Source organism: Sphaerisporangium melleum (assembly GCF_014646695.1).
Classification (GTDB): domain Bacteria; phylum Actinomycetota; class Actinomycetes; order Streptosporangiales; family Streptosporangiaceae; genus Sphaerisporangium; species Sphaerisporangium melleum.
Genome location: NZ_BMNT01000032.1, coordinates 41,531 through 55,786, shown reverse-complemented (window position 1 = coordinate 55,786; position 14,256 = coordinate 41,531). Strand labels below are relative to the sequence as shown.

Sequence of the window (14,256 nt, the reverse complement as noted above, 5' to 3'; positions counted from 1 at the left end):
GCATCCGCACTATGACACGCGCTATCGCCGACGCCCAGATGCGCCGTCCTGGTCGCGTGCGGAGGCGGAGGTGAGCACGGCCGATGCCGCGGTGCGGCGCGCGGAGCGTGAAAGGTACATCCGGCCCGCGACCTGCGGGGGCGCGAGGCCACCCCTGGCCGCGTCAAGGGACTGGCGCCGGCGATGTCTCACCGGATGGATGATCCACTGGTGACACCGGGCGTGAAATGTGAATATTGGAGTCGTTTGTCGTTTAGCGATTGGTGAATGTATGACAAGCGATGACGGCCGCAGGGCTCTGGTGGTCCGGGGCGGCTGGGAAGGGCACGTCCCTGTGGCGGCCACCGACCTGTTCGTTCCGTTCCTGGAGAAGCACGGATTCGAGGTGCACCTGGCGGACTCCCCCGCGCCGTACGCGGACGACTCCTTCATGTCCGGTGTCGACCTCGTCGTGCAGTGCTACACCATGGGCACGATCGAGCCGGAGGAGCTGCGCGGGCTTGCGGCCGCGATCCGGGCGGGCACCGGCATGGCCGGCTGGCACGGCGGCATCGCCGACTCCTTCCGCGCCTCCTCCGATTACCTGCACCTCATCGGCGGGCAGTTCGCCTGCCATCCCGGCAAGGACCCGGCCGAGCGGGACGGCTCGCCCGCCGACAACTTCATCCCGCACACCATCACCATGCTGCCCGAGGCCGCCGCGCACCCCATCACGGAGGGCATCGCCGACTTCGACCTGGTGACCGAGCAGTACTGGGTGCTGACCGACGAGTACAACGACGTGCTGGCCACCACCACGCAGAAGGTCCGCTCGTTCGACCCCTGGCACCGGGAGGTCACCTCGCCGGCGATCTGGACCCGCAGGTGGGGCAGCGGGAAGATCTTCGTCACGACTCCGGGGCACAGCCTCGACGTCCTGCGCCATGACAGCGTGCGCACCATCATCGAGAGGGGAATGCTGTGGGCCAGCCGATGAACGTCGGCGTCGTCGGCTGCGGGGTCATCTTCGCGCAGTACGCCCAGACCATCGAGCGGCTGCCGGAGCTGCGGCTGGTCGCCGTGGCCGACCTGGATCCCGACCGCGCGAGGGAGGCGGTGCGGCCGTACGCTGGCGTCGAGGTGCTGACGGTGGCCGGGCTCATGGCCGATCCGCGCATCGACGTCGTGCTCAACCTGACCATCCCCGCCGCGCACGCCGAGATCGCGTTGCAGGCCATCGCGGCCGGCAAGGACGTCTACTGCGAGAAGCCGCTCGCGCCGACCACCGACGCGGCCGCGGGGGTGCTGCGCGCGGCGGCCGCCGCCGGGGTCCGGGTGGGCTGCGCGCCGGACACGGTGCTGGGCACCGGCACGCAGACCGCGCGCAAGGCGATCGACGACGGCCTGATCGGCAGGCCGGTGGCGGCGACCGCGACCATGATGACGCCGGGGCACGAACGCTGGCACCCCAACCCCGACTTCTACTACGCCCCCGGCGGGGGTCCTCTCATGGACATGGGGCCGTACTACGTCACCAGCCTGGTCACCCTGCTCGGGCCGGTGCGGACGGTCATCGGCGCCGCCAGCCGCACGCGCGCCAAGCGGACGATCGCCTCGGGCCCGCGCCTCGGCGAGGAGATCCCGGTCACCGTGGACACCTACGTCACCGGTGTGCTGGTGCACGAGTCCGGGGTGCTGTCCACGCTGGTGATGGGCTTCGAGGGGGCGGCCACCCGCGCGCCCAACATCGAGGTGCACGGCGAGCGGGGCTCGCTCGTCGTCCCCGACCCGAACTACTTCGACGGGCCCGTACGGCTGGCGAAGGTGGGCGAGGACGAGTGGGAGACCCTGCCGGCCTCGGCCGGTCACCCCGGGGCCGGACGCGGAGTGGGCCTGGCCGACTTCGCCACGACCCCGGCGGGGCGGGAGCCCCGGGCGGGCGGGGCGCTGGCGTACCACGTGCTCGAGATCATGGAGTCACTGCTGTCCTCCGCGCACTCCGGGACGGCGCTGACCATCACGAGCATGTGCGAACGGCCCGAGCCGGTGACCGCGCCCGCCGGGGCGTGAGCCGCACGCCTCGGCCGTCCTCCCGCCGGCCGGGTGGGCGTCCCCGGCGCCGCTGACACCTTCGGCACCCCCGCCGCATCACCGGCGGCCGCCCCGCCCGCCCTCCGGCGGCGGGGCGGCCGTGCGACACACCGGCCCGCCGCGCGTACCCCCACCTGCGGTGCGCCCGCGATCCGGCGGGAGTGCCGATAGCGCGCTATTTCGGCCTATGTCGGAAAAAGCTTTTTTTCGTGCCGGCGTTTCCGGGCCGCCGGAAAATCGTTCGACCTTTCCCGCTCCCCTGCGGCACCATTGCCCTGACGACCATTCGAAGGGGGGCGGATCGTCGTGTTCAAATCGCGCGATTCCTCAGGAAAGCCATCCGCCCGAAGGTCGGCCGTTCTGCTGACGCTTCGGTACTACAACGGTGAGCTGCGCAAACAGTGGCGGCTCGCGGGGCCCGCGCTGATCCTGCCGGCATCCGGGAACATCTGCCTGTTCTACCTGGCGCCGCTGGCGGTGGGCGCGATCGTCGGGCATCTGTCCAAAGGCGGGGACGCCGCCCTCACCACGCTCCTGCCGTACGTGCTCGCCTTCGGCGCGCTGCTGCTCACCGGCGAGGTCCTGTGGCGGGCGGGCCTGCACTTCCTCAACCGCACCGAGGCCCGGGGCATCGAGGCACTCGGCGCGAAGGGCATGGACGAACTCCTGGTCAGGGACGCCGCGTTCTTCCACGACAATTTCGCCGGCTCGCTGACCAAGCGGGTGCTGAGTTTCTCCAACGGGTTCGAGTCCTTCGTCGACACGCTCGTCTTCTCCATCTTCGCCAAACTGGTGCCGCTGGTGTTCGCCTGCGTGGTGCTGTGGCGTTACGACCCGCTTCTGGTCTTCGTGCTCGTGGGCCTCATCATCGTCACCGCCCTGCTCACCACCCCGCTCATCCGCCGCCGCCAGCGGCTGGTGGACCAGCGCGAGGCGGCCAAGGTCAGGGTGTCCGGTCATGTCGCCGACGTGCTGGCCAACATGGACACCGTCCGCGCGTTCGCCGCCGAGGAGCGTGAGCAGGCCGAGCATCGGGACCTCATCGCCGAGCAGCGCAGGCTGATGCTCCGTTCCTGGGACTACGGCAACCTGCGGGTGGACACCGTCGTCGCGCCGCTGTCGGTCCTCACCAGCACCATCGGCCTGCTGCTCGCCGTCGCGCTCCGTGGCGGTCTGGGCGTCGAGGCGATCGTGGTGACGTTCACCTACTACTCCAACGCGATCGGCATCATGTTCGACTTCAACCAGACCTACCGCCGGATGGAGAGCGTGCTCACCGAGTCCGCGCAGTTCACCGAGCTGCTCCTCACCCCGCCGGGTGTGGTCGACCCGCGCGACCCGCAGCCGCTGCGGCCGGACCACGCGGGCGTCCGGTTCGCGCGGGTGACGTTCGCGCACGCCGGCCATCCGCCGCTGTTCGACGGCCTGGACCTGGACATCCCGGCCGGCACCAAGATCGGGCTGGTCGGCCGGTCCGGCGGGGGCAAGACCACCCTCACCCGGCTGCTGCTGCGCCTCATGGACCTGAACGAAGGCCGCATCCTGATCGGCGGCCAGGACATCAGCCGGCTCCGCCAGGCCGACCTGCGCGGCCTGATCGCCTACGTCCCCCAGGAACCCGCCATGTTCCACCGGTCGCTGCGCGACAACATCGCCTTCGCCCGGCCGGGCGCCACCGACGCCGAGATCCTCCAGGCGGCGCGGGCGGCGCACGTCACCGAGTTCGCCGAGGCCCTGCCGAGCGGCTTCGACACGCTGGTCGGTGAGCGCGGGGTCAAACTCTCCGGCGGCCAGCGGCAACGCGTCGCCCTGGCCCGGGCCATCCTGCGCGACGCCCCGATCCTGCTGCTGGACGAGGCCACGAGCGCCCTGGACTCCGAAAGCGAGATCCTCGTCCAGGAAGCCCTGTGGCGCCTGATGCGCGACCGCACCGCCATCGTCGTCGCGCACCGGCTGAGCACGGTCGTCCGCATGGACCGCCTGGTCGTCCTCGACCAGGGCCGCATCGTGGAACAGGGCACCCACCACGAGCTTCTCGACGCCCAGGGGCCGTACGCCCGCCTGTGGCACCACCAGTCCGGCGGATTCCTGGTGGCGGACGACACCGCGGACGCCGTCCAGCGCGGGTGAGGCCGCCAGCGGTCCGCTGAACCGGCCGCGTCCGGGCTCTCCCCCCGCCGGCGCGTTCGGCGACCTCCTCGCCGCCGGTGCCGGACGCGCGGTTCGAGTGGCACGTAGCGGCGCGCGGTGCCGGTCGTCGTCAGTCGTCGCCGAACGCCGCCCGTGGGTCAAGGCTCCGGCCCCGCGCGTGCTCCGCGGCGAAACCGGCCGGGCCGAGCGCCGCGACGGCGGCGGCACGCGCGCCGGCCAGTTCGGCCGCGTCGTCGGGGTCGGGCACCTGGCCGAGCGCCGCGAACGCGGCGTCGGCGACACCGACCATCAGCGCGGCCCGGGAGTGATCGCCCTCGGCCGAGGCGAGGGCGGCGTCCGCCACGCAGACGTACGGCACGAAGTCCGCCCAGCCGTTGCGGAACACCTGCTCCCGCGTTGCGGCGAACAGTGCGCGCGCCGCGTCGAGGTCACCGAGGCCGAGTTCGCAGAACCCGAGGTTGTGGTACTCCGAGGTGACGACCTTGGGGCGGCCCAGGGCCTCGTTGAGCGCGATGCTCTCCCGGTACAGATCGCGGGCGCGGGTCAGGTCGCCCGACATCCGCGCCACGGCGGCCAGCACGTGCCTGGGCCGTTCCTCCAGGCTCCGGTCACCCGAGCGCAGCGCGACCGCGAGCGCCTCCCGTGCCCTGGCCTCTCCGCCCAGCAGGTCACCGGCGCGGATGGCGACCCTGGCGAGGCTGTACCGGGCCTCCACCTCACCGGCCGGGTCACCGGCCGCCCGCGCCCGGTCGATCTCGGCCTCGCTCATGCGCACCACGGCCTCGGTCTCGCCCCGCCGGAAGGCCGAGCGCACGTTCTCACTGAAGCTCACAGGTGCTTTCCCCTCATATGTCGTTCCGCCGCCGGGCAGGCCCGCGGCCGATCGGCTCACGCGGCTCCCGGCGGCGCCGGATCGCGCCGCCGCGACCGGGCCCCGATGCCGGCGCGACCGGCCGCGCCCCTCCCGTATCCCGGCGACCGACAGCACACTAGGCGCATCAGCGCATCATCCCCGCAGGCGGGGTCGATGAACGCCGCCGATCGCATGCCGCCAGGGGCGGTGAACGCGCGCGCTGGGACGTCGGCCGGAAGTGGAGCCGACTGCCGTCCCGGTACCTGAAGGGCACCACCATGCCGAGTCACCGGAATCGGGAAAGGTGATTTTTGGACTGCACCCAATCGGCCGTCCCGCTACTCCAATTCATGGGGAGCCGCCAGGGCGAACCGGTGACTGTCTTCCATCGAGGGGCGCCAAAGGTTCGAATTCTGTCAACCTCTATTGCACTCAGCGTCAAAGAGCTTCTGGCCGAAGCAACGTCGACCGGAATCCTGATCACCTGCGTACCCCGGCGTACAGAACCGACCATAGATCCGCAATTGAGGAGAATGACGATCGCAAACGCCGGCCTTGTCGACGATCCGTCATCGCCGTCGACGGTTTTTCGTTAGAGTCCACATGGCGGCCATTCTTCGCAAAAGGAGTCTTGATGGGATTCCCCGATGACATGTCCACGGAATTCGTCCTCGGCTTCCCGACGGCGGTGGCGCCCGATTCCCGGAACAGGTCCAGTTTGGACACCAGCCCGCCGCTCTTCGTCCTGCGCGTGCCGGAGACGGCGACCGCGGCCGACATCGAGCGCGTCGTCGGGGCTCTGAGCTCGTCGGTGCACGACAACGGCAAGCTCGTGCCATTCGCCCGCCTGCCCGCCGGGGACGACCCCAGGTTGCTCTCCGAGATCGCCGGAACCGAGCTGATGACCGGCGCGCCGGAGCATATGACGCCCGACCGATACCCGCACTTCCTCGTCATGCGGGACCTCATCACCTATATCCAGGAGAAACCGACCGCGTGGAGAAAGGGGCCGCAGGCGCTGGAGCTGCGGCGGTACGCCGGCGAACAGCGCGTCCAGCGCGGTGCCCTGATGAGCTTCACCAAGACGGAGAGTCCTAACGGCGACGGGCTCGCGGGCTTCCTGATGAAGCTCGGCTGGCACTCGTTCGTGCAGCGGATGCCCACGTGGCTGTGGGCCCGCAGAACGTCCCGCAAAGTGATGCGGAGCTGGCTGGGCGCGGAGAAGATCGCCGGAGGCGGCCGGAACCTCTTCCGGGTGATGGACAACGCCGGTGCCGTGTGGAGCTCGCAACTGAGCGTTGCGGAGAAACGCGAGGAAGCGCTGCAGCAGCTCGATCGGCTCCTGTGGCGAGCCCTCCTGGAGGACCTGCGCACCCCGGCGATCGGCCGGTTCCTGCCTGGCCGGCGGCGCAGGACCGCCCGCCCCGTCGTACTCGTGGACCTGCCACCGCCCGGCGCGAAGGGCAACCGCGAGGCCGAGCGCTTCCTGCGCTCCGTGCATCAGGCGAGCACCACCGCCAGACCTCCGGGCCCGCTCGTCGTAGCGGTCGGACGGCCATCGGAAGAGCTGCTGGCGGATCTGGACGATCCCGCTGAACTCACGTTCGCGCAGGCGAGTCAGCGCCTCGGCCAGAACGGCGGCTCCCCGGTCCTGGTGACCTTCAGCGAGCAGGCCATGGCCGGACCAGGGCTTGAGGTACGCAAGGTCGAGCCGAAGAGGTTTAGATTCAGCCGGATCGTGCCCACCGGAATCATGGCCGGTGTAACGGTCCTGGCCCTGACGGCCGCGGGATTGGTCATCCAAGATGACCACGATTGCGTCGGCGGCTCCGCCTCCGTCGCGGAGTCCGCGCCGGCCAAGCCCATTCCGGTCGATGGCAAAGCCTGGTACGACGCGGTCGTGCGGGAGATCGGCGAGCAGAACAGACGGGCCGAGCAGGCCGCCGCCCAGGGCAGGACGGTACGGACCGTGGTGGCCTTCGTGTCCAGCCCGCCGACGGACGAGAACGCGGTGCGCTTCGACGGCACGATCCCCGAGCTGCGCGGCATCGCGATGTGGCAGAAGAAGTTGCTCGACGACGCGGTGTCCGACGACTCGGCCGTCAGGCTACGGGTGGAGGTCCGGCCGACCGGTCCGGCGTTCAAGAACGCCGTAGCGGAGGCCGAGAACCTCAGGGCGCGGGTGGAGAAGGAGGGCAGCGCCAAGAACACCCCGGATCACACCAGGATCGTCGGCGTCCTCGGATACGCGCAGAGCCGGGACGAGACCCGGAAGGCATTGCAGGTGCTCGGCGCCGCGAAGATCCCCACGATCGGCACAACGGCGACCGCTGACGAGATGCTGGCCGGTGAGGCGATGCGGAGCTACTGGCCTTTCACGCCGCCCAACCTGACCGAGGCGCGGATCGCGGCGGATTTCGCGAAGGGCCAGAACATCGTGGCCGATCCCGGCTCGGAAGAGAGCTGCTCCCCCGCCGGCCGCGCCATCGTCATCGAGAGCTCCGCCGACCTCTACAGTCGCAGCCTCGCGGGAAAGTTCCGCGACCGATTCGCACCTGGTGGCTCCGAGGTCTTCAACTTCAACCAGGACGGCGACTTCGAGCCGGCGCCGCCGCCCGGCGCGGCGAACGTGTCCAGCGCGGACGAACTGGTGAGCCGGCTGTGCAAGACGATCAAGGCGGAGCCGGGGGCCGTCGTGTACTGGGCCGCGCGGGCCCGGGACTTCACCGCTTTCATCAACGCCATGGACACCCAGGGCACCTGCATCGACCACGACATCACCGTCCTCGGCGGCAATGAGCTCACCAACATCGCCCAAACAGGCGCCTTCAACAACAAGCACTGGCTGCGCCTGTACTACTCCGCCCACCGGCTGCCCACCACGGACCCGCACGCCAGTGACAAGACCCGCCAGTTCGTCGACGACTACAACGCGTTCGTGAAGCGCACCACGAAGGGCACCGACCCCTGGGTCCAGGACGGCCACTCGGCCGTCTCCTACGACGCTTTCCACGTCCTGTCCCAGGCCGTCGGCAAGGCCCGCCTGCACGACGACCTCGTCTCCCGCGAGTCCGTCCTCGTCGCCCTCGGCGCGGGCGTCACCTTCAACGGCGCCACCGGGTACATCTCCTACGGCCCGGCCGGCAACGCCGCGCCCGTCGACAAGACCCTCGTCCTGCTCCGCCAGCTCGCCGACAGCCCGAAGGCCGTCGTGGTGTGCGGGGCGTACGCACCGGACGCGTCGAGCAGAACACAGGAACCCCCGTGCACCCGCTGACGACGGCGGCGCCGGCCGGGATGCGAGCCGCCTCGGGTTCGATGGCGGCCTCGATGTGCCTCGGGTTGCGCGCACCGAGGTGATGCCGGCCGTGCCAAGCCCAGGCGAGGTGACGTTCACTCCCCCTCGCTCACCGGCGGCGTTCCGCGAGGACATCCCCCGGAGCCGGCGCGTGATTCCCCGCACCGTGGGGCGTTGTCGCTCTTGATCCGCGATGGCGGTATTCGGGAGAATTCGTGGTAGATGGCGGGTGATCGCACTCGCCCGGTCGGCATGGTGGCCAACGATGATCGACAGCAGGGACCCCGGCACGAGGGCGCGCGGCCGCTCGTGGACCGCTCCCGTGCTCCCTGATCAGGCAGCACGGGACTGAGAGCCGGGACCACCGCATGATGCCAGGACAGGGCCTCCCGCGGTGATGCTCCTGCCGTCTCCCACCAGGACACGCCCGTGGACGGGCGGGAACCGCCGGGCCCGGTACACGTGCCGCCGAGACGCGGGCGTCCGATCGTGAACCGGCCGATGAATCTTTCAGCCGGCCCGGCGGCGGCCCTCTCAGCCCTTCCGAGCCCTCCGAACACGGTCGACATCGTGCCGCCGCCCACCACAAGCGCGCGGCGGCACAGGGTCGTGCAACCGACGACCCGCGATCCAGCCAAGAAAGGAACCGGATGAGTCCCTCCAACCAGCGCCTGGGAGTGGTCGCCGAGTCGGCGCCGGGTGAGACACGGGTGGCCGCGACCCCCGCGACCGTGCGGCAACTGGCCTCGCTCGGCTACCAGGTGATCGTCGAATCCGGCGCCGGCCTGCGGGCGGGCTGCACCGACGAGGCGTACGAACAGGCCGGGGCACGGGTCGGCGGCCGCGAGGACGCGTGGAGCGCCGAGGTGGTGCTCAAGGTGAACGCGCCCGCGCGCGAGGAGATCGCGGCGCTGCGCGACGGCGCCACGCTCATCTCGCTGATCGGACCGGCGACCGCCCCCGCTCTGCTGGACGCGCTCGCCGCCCGGCCGATCACCGTGCTGGCGACCGACGCCGTGCCGCGCATCTCCCGCGCCCAGGCGCTGGACGTGCTCAGTTCGATGGCCGGCATCGCCGGGTACCGCGCCGTCATCGAGGCGGCGCACGCGTTCGGGCGCCTGTTCACCGGCCAGGTGACCGCCGCGGGGAAGGTCCCGCCGGCCAAGGTCCTGGTGGTGGGCGCCGGCGTGGCCGGACTGGCGGCGATCGCCACCGCCACCAGCCTGGGCGCCATCGTGCGGGCCACCGACCCGCGGCCGGAGGTCGCCGAGCAGGTGCGCTCGCTGGGCGCCGAGTTCCTGGACGTCGGGGTCGCGCAGCAGAGGAGCTCCGACGGGTACGCCCGGGAGACCACCGAGGACTACGACCGGCGGGCCGCCGCCATGTACAGCGAGCAGGCAGCCGAGGTGGACATCGTGATCACCACCGCGCTGGTCCCCGGGCGGCCGGCGCCCCGGCTGCTCACCGCCGAACACGTGGCCCGCATGCGCCCGGGCGGCGTCATCGTCGACATGGCCGCGGCGCAGGGCGGCAACGTCGAGGGCACCCGCGCCGGCGAGGCGGTCGAGACCGGGAACGGCGTCACCATCATCGGGTACACCGACCTCGCCGGCCGGCTGCCGGCCCAGGCCTCGCAGCTCTACGGCACGAACCTGGTCAACCTGATGCGGCTGCTCACCCCGGCCGCGGACGGCACGCTGGTGCTGGACTTCGACGATCCCGTACAGCGCGCGATGACCGTGGTGCGCGACGGGGCGAAGACCTGGCCGCCTCCGCCCGTACCGGTGAGCGCCGAACCCGCGGCTCCGCCACCGGCGCCCGCCGCCAAGGCCGCTCCCCCACCCGGCCGGCGACGCCATGTCATCACCGCGGTGGCCGCCGCCGCGCTCTTCCTGCTGACCGCCTTCTCCCCGGCCGCGCTGACCGGGCACCTCACCGTCTTCCTCCTGTCGATCGTGATCGGCTACTACGTCATCGGCAACGTGCACCACGCCCTGCACACGCCGCTGATGTCGATCACCAACGCCATCTCCGGCATCATCGTCGTCGGCGCGCTGCTGCAGCTCGGGCGGCCGAACGTGATCGTCACCGTCCTGTCGTTCGTCGCGGTCCTGCTGGCGAGCATCAACATCTTCGGCGGCTTCGCCGTGACCCGGCGCATGCTCGGCATGTTCACGAGGAGCTGACCGTGACCCTCGCCACGGCCGCGCAGGCCGCCTACATCGTCGCCGCCCTGTTGTTCATCCTGAGCCTCGCCGGCCTGTCCAAGCACGAGACCGCACGCTCGGGCGTCGTGCTCGGCATCTGCGGCATGGCTCTCGCGCTCGCCTCGACGGTCGCCCTCTCGGCGGACGGCGGGGACGTCGGCACCGTGACCCTGCTCGCGGCCGCCATGGCGATCGGCGCCGCCATCGGGCTCTGGCGGGCCCGGATCGTCGAGATGACCAGCATGCCGGAGCTGATCGCCATCCTGCACAGCTTCGTCGGCCTCGCCGCCGTCCTGGTCGGCTGGAACGGCTTCCTCGAGGTCGAGGGGGGTGGCGGGACGCCGGGAGAGGTCCCGTTGCCGGGCGTCCACCACGCCGAGGTGTCCATCGGCGTGTTCATCGGGGCACTGACCTTCACCGGATCGGTCGTCGCGTTCCTCAAGCTGTCGGCCCGCATCGGGTCGCGTCCCATGATGCTGCCCGGCAAGAACCTGCTGAACCTGGGGGCGCTCGGCGCGTTCGCGCTCCTGACCGTCTTCTTCGTGGCCTCCCCGAACCTGGGGCTCCTCGTCGCGCTGACCGCCGTGGCCCTGGTGCTGGGGTGGCACCTGGTCGCCTCGATCGGCGGCGGCGACATGCCGGTCGTCGTCTCGATGCTCAACAGCTACTCGGGATGGGCGGCCGCGGCGTCCGGCTTCCTGCTCGACAACAACCTGCTGATCGTCACCGGAGCCCTGGTGGGCTCGTCCGGCGCCTACCTGTCCTATGTCATGTGCCAGGCGATGAACCGCTCGTTCCTCTCGGTGATCGCCGGTGGTTTCGGCATCGAGGCGGGCTCGTCCGGCGACACCGAGCAGGGGGAACACCGGGAGATCTCCGCCACCGGCACCGCCGAGCTGCTCAAGGACGCCAAGTCGGTGGTCATCGTCCCGGGGTACGGCATGGCGGTCGCCCAGGCGCAGTACCCGGTGGCCGAGCTGACCCGCCGGCTCCGCGACCGCGACGTCGAGGTCCGCTTCGGCATCCATCCCGTCGCCGGGCGCCTGCCTGGCCACATGAACGTCCTGCTCGCGGAGGCCAAGGTGCCCTATGACATCGTCCTGGAGCTGGAGGAGATCAACGACGACTTCCCCGGCACCTCGGTCGTCCTGGTCATCGGCGCCAACGACATCGTCAACCCCGCGGCGATCGAGGACCCCGGCAGTCCCATCGCCGGCATGCCCGTCCTGCACGTGTGGGAGGCGGAGAACGTCATCGTCTTCAAACGGTCGATGGCCACCGGATACGCCGGAGTGCAGAACCCGCTGTTCTTCCGGCCCAACAGCCAGATGCTCTTCGGCGACGCCAAGCAGCGTGTCGAGGAGATCGTGGCCGCCCTCTGACCCACCCGGTGGCACCGGGGCCGGGCGCACGTGCGTCCGCCGGCCGGGTGGGACGTGCGCGCGGCGGGCGCGTCAGCCGGCCGGCCCGCCGCCGGCGAGAATGTCCAGCCGATCGCGGTCGGTCGTCTCGTCGAAGTGCGTGCGGCGGCGGGTGGCCGGCGGCTTGAGGGCGGACACCTGCGCGAAGGTGTGGTGCGCGGCCAGCCCGGCGAGTTCCGGGTCGAAGCCGGCGAGGATCTCGCGGAACCGCCGTTCCGCGGGCTCCCCGAGCGAGTCGTAGATCCGCACGCACAGCCGCCTGGCCTCGTCGCGCGGCCAGCCCTCAGGGAGCAGCTCGGCGGGGAGGTCGGGGTCGAGCGTGGGGAACACCCGCCAGTCGGTCATGATCGCGGTCCGCAGCCGCAGCGCCTCGGCCGGAGACGGAGCGGAGTCCGTCTCCAGCCGCTCGGCGACCGGCCGATGGGCATCGATGAAGCGCAGGTAGCGTTCGCGCAGCGTGGCGATGTCGAAGGCGCGGTCCAGCACCGGGCCGAGGCCGGCGGCGGCGACGTCGCGTGCCCGGAACACCACCGCCTCGCGCACCCCCAGCCTGCGCGCGAGTTCGACGACGTCGCCGGTCTTGTCGTGCGGGGACACCCACACCGCGTCGAAGATCATGCCGAAGTGCAGCAGGCGCAGCCCGTCGCGCAGGGAACGGCGGGTGTCTCTCTGGTCCTCGGGCACCGAGAAGGTGACGACGGTCCACTGCCCGTCCCACTGCGGCGTGGTGGCGCCGAACGTCAGCAGCCGGCGCATGTGCGCCACGATCACGTCGTACGCCCGGGGCGGCAGTCCGTACGCGGTGGTGCGGCCGTCGCGTGAGCCGTCCAGCAGCCCTCGCGAGGCCACCCGCCGCAGCGCGGCACGGGCGCTGGTCGCGGTGATGCCGAACTCCTCCAGCAGCCGGACCAGCGCCGCCGACGGGATGTGCTCCTGCCGCCAGAACCAGTAGTCGCCGAGCAGCGTGGTCAGCAGCCGCTGTGGCTCGGCCCCTTGCCGGGCCCTGGGCAGGGAGCCGCGTTCCGGCGACGCGGTCACCCGGCGTCCCTCCATCGTCAGACTCCTCAGCCGGTGCGGGCGGCCCCGCCGGCCGCGCACCAGGACGGACGGGCTTACCGTGTTCGACCTGCGTAGATCCTACGGCACCCGGCTGCGCCCGCGAGATCTTCCCGGCGGATCGCGGCCGCGGTCCGCCGGCGTCGACCGCCCCTATCCTGGCGTTCCCCCATCTGTGGGGTACGCCCTCCTCGGCACACCCGGCCGGCCGTGCATGCTCACGGCCGCGGCGCGGAACGACGGGAGCCGCCCCCGTGGACCGGGAGCGGCTCGGTATCGGTCACCTGAGGACTATGCCCAGGGCTGGGCGACGATCCAGCTGACGTCGTCGGCCCACGCGGAGGAGTTGTCGAAGGTGTTCGAGCCGCCGTTGCTCGCGATGTAGACGGTGTTGCCGTAGTGGCGGATGAAGCGGCTGGAGAAGTTGTAGGAGGCGAGCGAGATGCCCTGGCCGTTCTTGCCGGCCTGCGCGCAGAAGGTGGCGTCGGAGGCGAACAGCGCGCTGCCGTCGTTCTGCTGACGGTACAACTGGTAGTTCTGGTGCCGCAGGAAGGTGCCGGGGTAGTTCTTCGACTCCAGCGACACGCACGACCCACTGGCCAGGCCACTGCGCACGACCCAGGTGCCGTCGTTCTTGTCCGTCGACGGGGAGGACGAGTTGATCACCGAGGTCACGACGCTGCCGTTCTGGTGGCGGATGTAACGGTCGGTGCAGCAGGCCGTCGTCGCGCGCAGCGAGATCGACGAGCCCGGGGTGAGCGTCCCGCTCCCGCCGCCGTTCCAGGTGGTGTAGCCGGCGGCGACGATGTTGGCCTGCACGGCGTTCTCGGTGGCGTCCGTCGGATAGCCGGAGGTCATCACGCCCTCGTAGAACGTGCCGCGGGCACCGTTGCTGTTGTCACCGCCGATGCCGAGAAGGATGGCCCCTTCCTTCTTCATCGGGTTGTAGCCCGCGACGTTGGGGCGCACCCCGTCGTAGAAGGTGCCCAGGCCGCCCGACTGCGCGTTGCCGCCGCGGATCGCCCAATGGTTCGGCTCGCCCTTGACGATCGCGGTGAGGAACCGGTGGCTGATGCTGGGGTTGCCCGCGTTGTACTTCTGGTTCACGCCGGAGAACAGGCCGTTCTCCAGGTCGGCCATGATCCAGGGGCCGTTGCCGGCGCCGTAGCCCCAGACCTTGTTGTTGCCGAAGTAGATGGT

General features: G+C 70.9%; 9 protein-coding genes. 6 read left to right on the top strand and 3 right to left on the bottom strand.

Going from position 1 to position 14,256, the window contains the following annotated elements; all coding sequences use genetic code 11:
• Nucleotides 1–271: 271 nt before the first annotated feature.
• The 3 genes from IEY93_RS26155 (at nucleotide 272) to IEY93_RS26145 (ending at nucleotide 4,200) form a co-directional block, all read left to right on the top strand.
• Nucleotides 272–976, top strand: a complete 705-nt coding sequence (locus IEY93_RS26155) for a ThuA domain-containing protein (RefSeq protein WP_189165776.1) — start codon at nucleotides 272–274, stop codon at nucleotides 974–976.
• Nucleotides 961–2,049, top strand: coding sequence for a Gfo/Idh/MocA family protein (locus IEY93_RS26150; RefSeq protein WP_189165775.1), 1,089 nt, complete (start codon nucleotides 961–963; stop codon nucleotides 2,047–2,049). Before IEY93_RS26155 ends, IEY93_RS26150 begins: the two co-directional genes overlap by 16 nt.
• A 327-nt stretch (nucleotides 2,050–2,376) precedes the next feature.
• The gene (locus IEY93_RS26145) at nucleotides 2,377–4,200 is read left to right on the top strand and encodes an ABC transporter ATP-binding protein (protein WP_189165774.1); all 1,824 of its coding nucleotides are present in this window, start codon (nucleotides 2,377–2,379) and stop codon (nucleotides 4,198–4,200) included.
• 130 nt (nucleotides 4,201–4,330) lie between these two features.
• Here the strand turns inward: IEY93_RS26145 and IEY93_RS26140 are convergent, their stop codons facing one another.
• Nucleotides 4,331–5,053, bottom strand: a complete 723-nt coding sequence (locus tag IEY93_RS26140; RefSeq protein WP_189165773.1) for a tetratricopeptide repeat protein — start codon at nucleotides 5,051–5,053, stop codon at nucleotides 4,331–4,333.
• Between the two features lie 655 nt (nucleotides 5,054–5,708).
• On the opposite strand from IEY93_RS26140, the gene IEY93_RS26135 reads away from it, so the two are divergent.
• The 3 genes from IEY93_RS26135 (at nucleotide 5,709) to pntB (ending at nucleotide 11,961) form a co-directional block, all read left to right on the top strand.
• The gene (locus IEY93_RS26135; RefSeq protein WP_189165772.1) at nucleotides 5,709–8,351 is read left to right on the top strand and encodes a type 1 periplasmic-binding domain-containing protein; all 2,643 of its coding nucleotides are present in this window, start codon (nucleotides 5,709–5,711) and stop codon (nucleotides 8,349–8,351) included.
• 671 nt (nucleotides 8,352–9,022) lie between these two features.
• On the top strand, nucleotides 9,023–10,558 hold the full coding sequence (locus tag IEY93_RS26130; protein WP_189165771.1) for a Re/Si-specific NAD(P)(+) transhydrogenase subunit alpha: 1,536 nt from the start codon (nucleotides 9,023–9,025) through the stop codon (nucleotides 10,556–10,558).
• A 2-nt stretch (nucleotides 10,559–10,560) separates the two neighbouring features.
• Nucleotides 10,561–11,961, top strand: coding sequence for a Re/Si-specific NAD(P)(+) transhydrogenase subunit beta (pntB, locus tag IEY93_RS26125; protein WP_189165770.1), 1,401 nt, complete (start codon nucleotides 10,561–10,563; stop codon nucleotides 11,959–11,961).
• A 72-nt stretch (nucleotides 11,962–12,033) separates the two neighbouring features.
• On the opposite strand, the gene IEY93_RS26120 is transcribed toward pntB, so the two are convergent.
• Together IEY93_RS26120 and IEY93_RS38645 are read right to left on the bottom strand one after the other, a co-directional pair.
• Nucleotides 12,034–13,053: a PaaX family transcriptional regulator gene (locus IEY93_RS26120; protein ID WP_189165769.1), complete on the bottom strand. Its 1,020-nt coding sequence runs from the start codon at nucleotides 13,051–13,053 to the stop codon at nucleotides 12,034–12,036.
• A 294-nt stretch (nucleotides 13,054–13,347) separates the two neighbouring features.
• The coding region (locus IEY93_RS38645; RefSeq protein ID WP_229691487.1) for an arabinofuranosidase catalytic domain-containing protein at nucleotides 13,348–14,256 on the bottom strand (909 nt) is incomplete at its 5' end.

Bases quoted from the DNA above. Each gene is read 5' to 3' on its own strand.
- IEY93_RS26155 (WP_189165776.1), top strand. From the start codon at position 272: ATGACAAGCGATGACGGCCGCAGGGCTCTGGTGGTCCGGGGCGGCTGG.
- IEY93_RS26135 (WP_189165772.1), top strand. From the start codon at position 5,709: ATGGGATTCCCCGATGACATGTCCACGGAATTCGTCCTCGGCTTCCCG.
- IEY93_RS26130 (WP_189165771.1), top strand. From the start codon at position 9,023: ATGAGTCCCTCCAACCAGCGCCTGGGAGTGGTCGCCGAGTCGGCGCCG.
- IEY93_RS26120 (WP_189165769.1), bottom strand. From the start codon at position 13,053: ATGGAGGGACGCCGGGTGACCGCGTCGCCGGAACGCGGCTCCCTGCCC.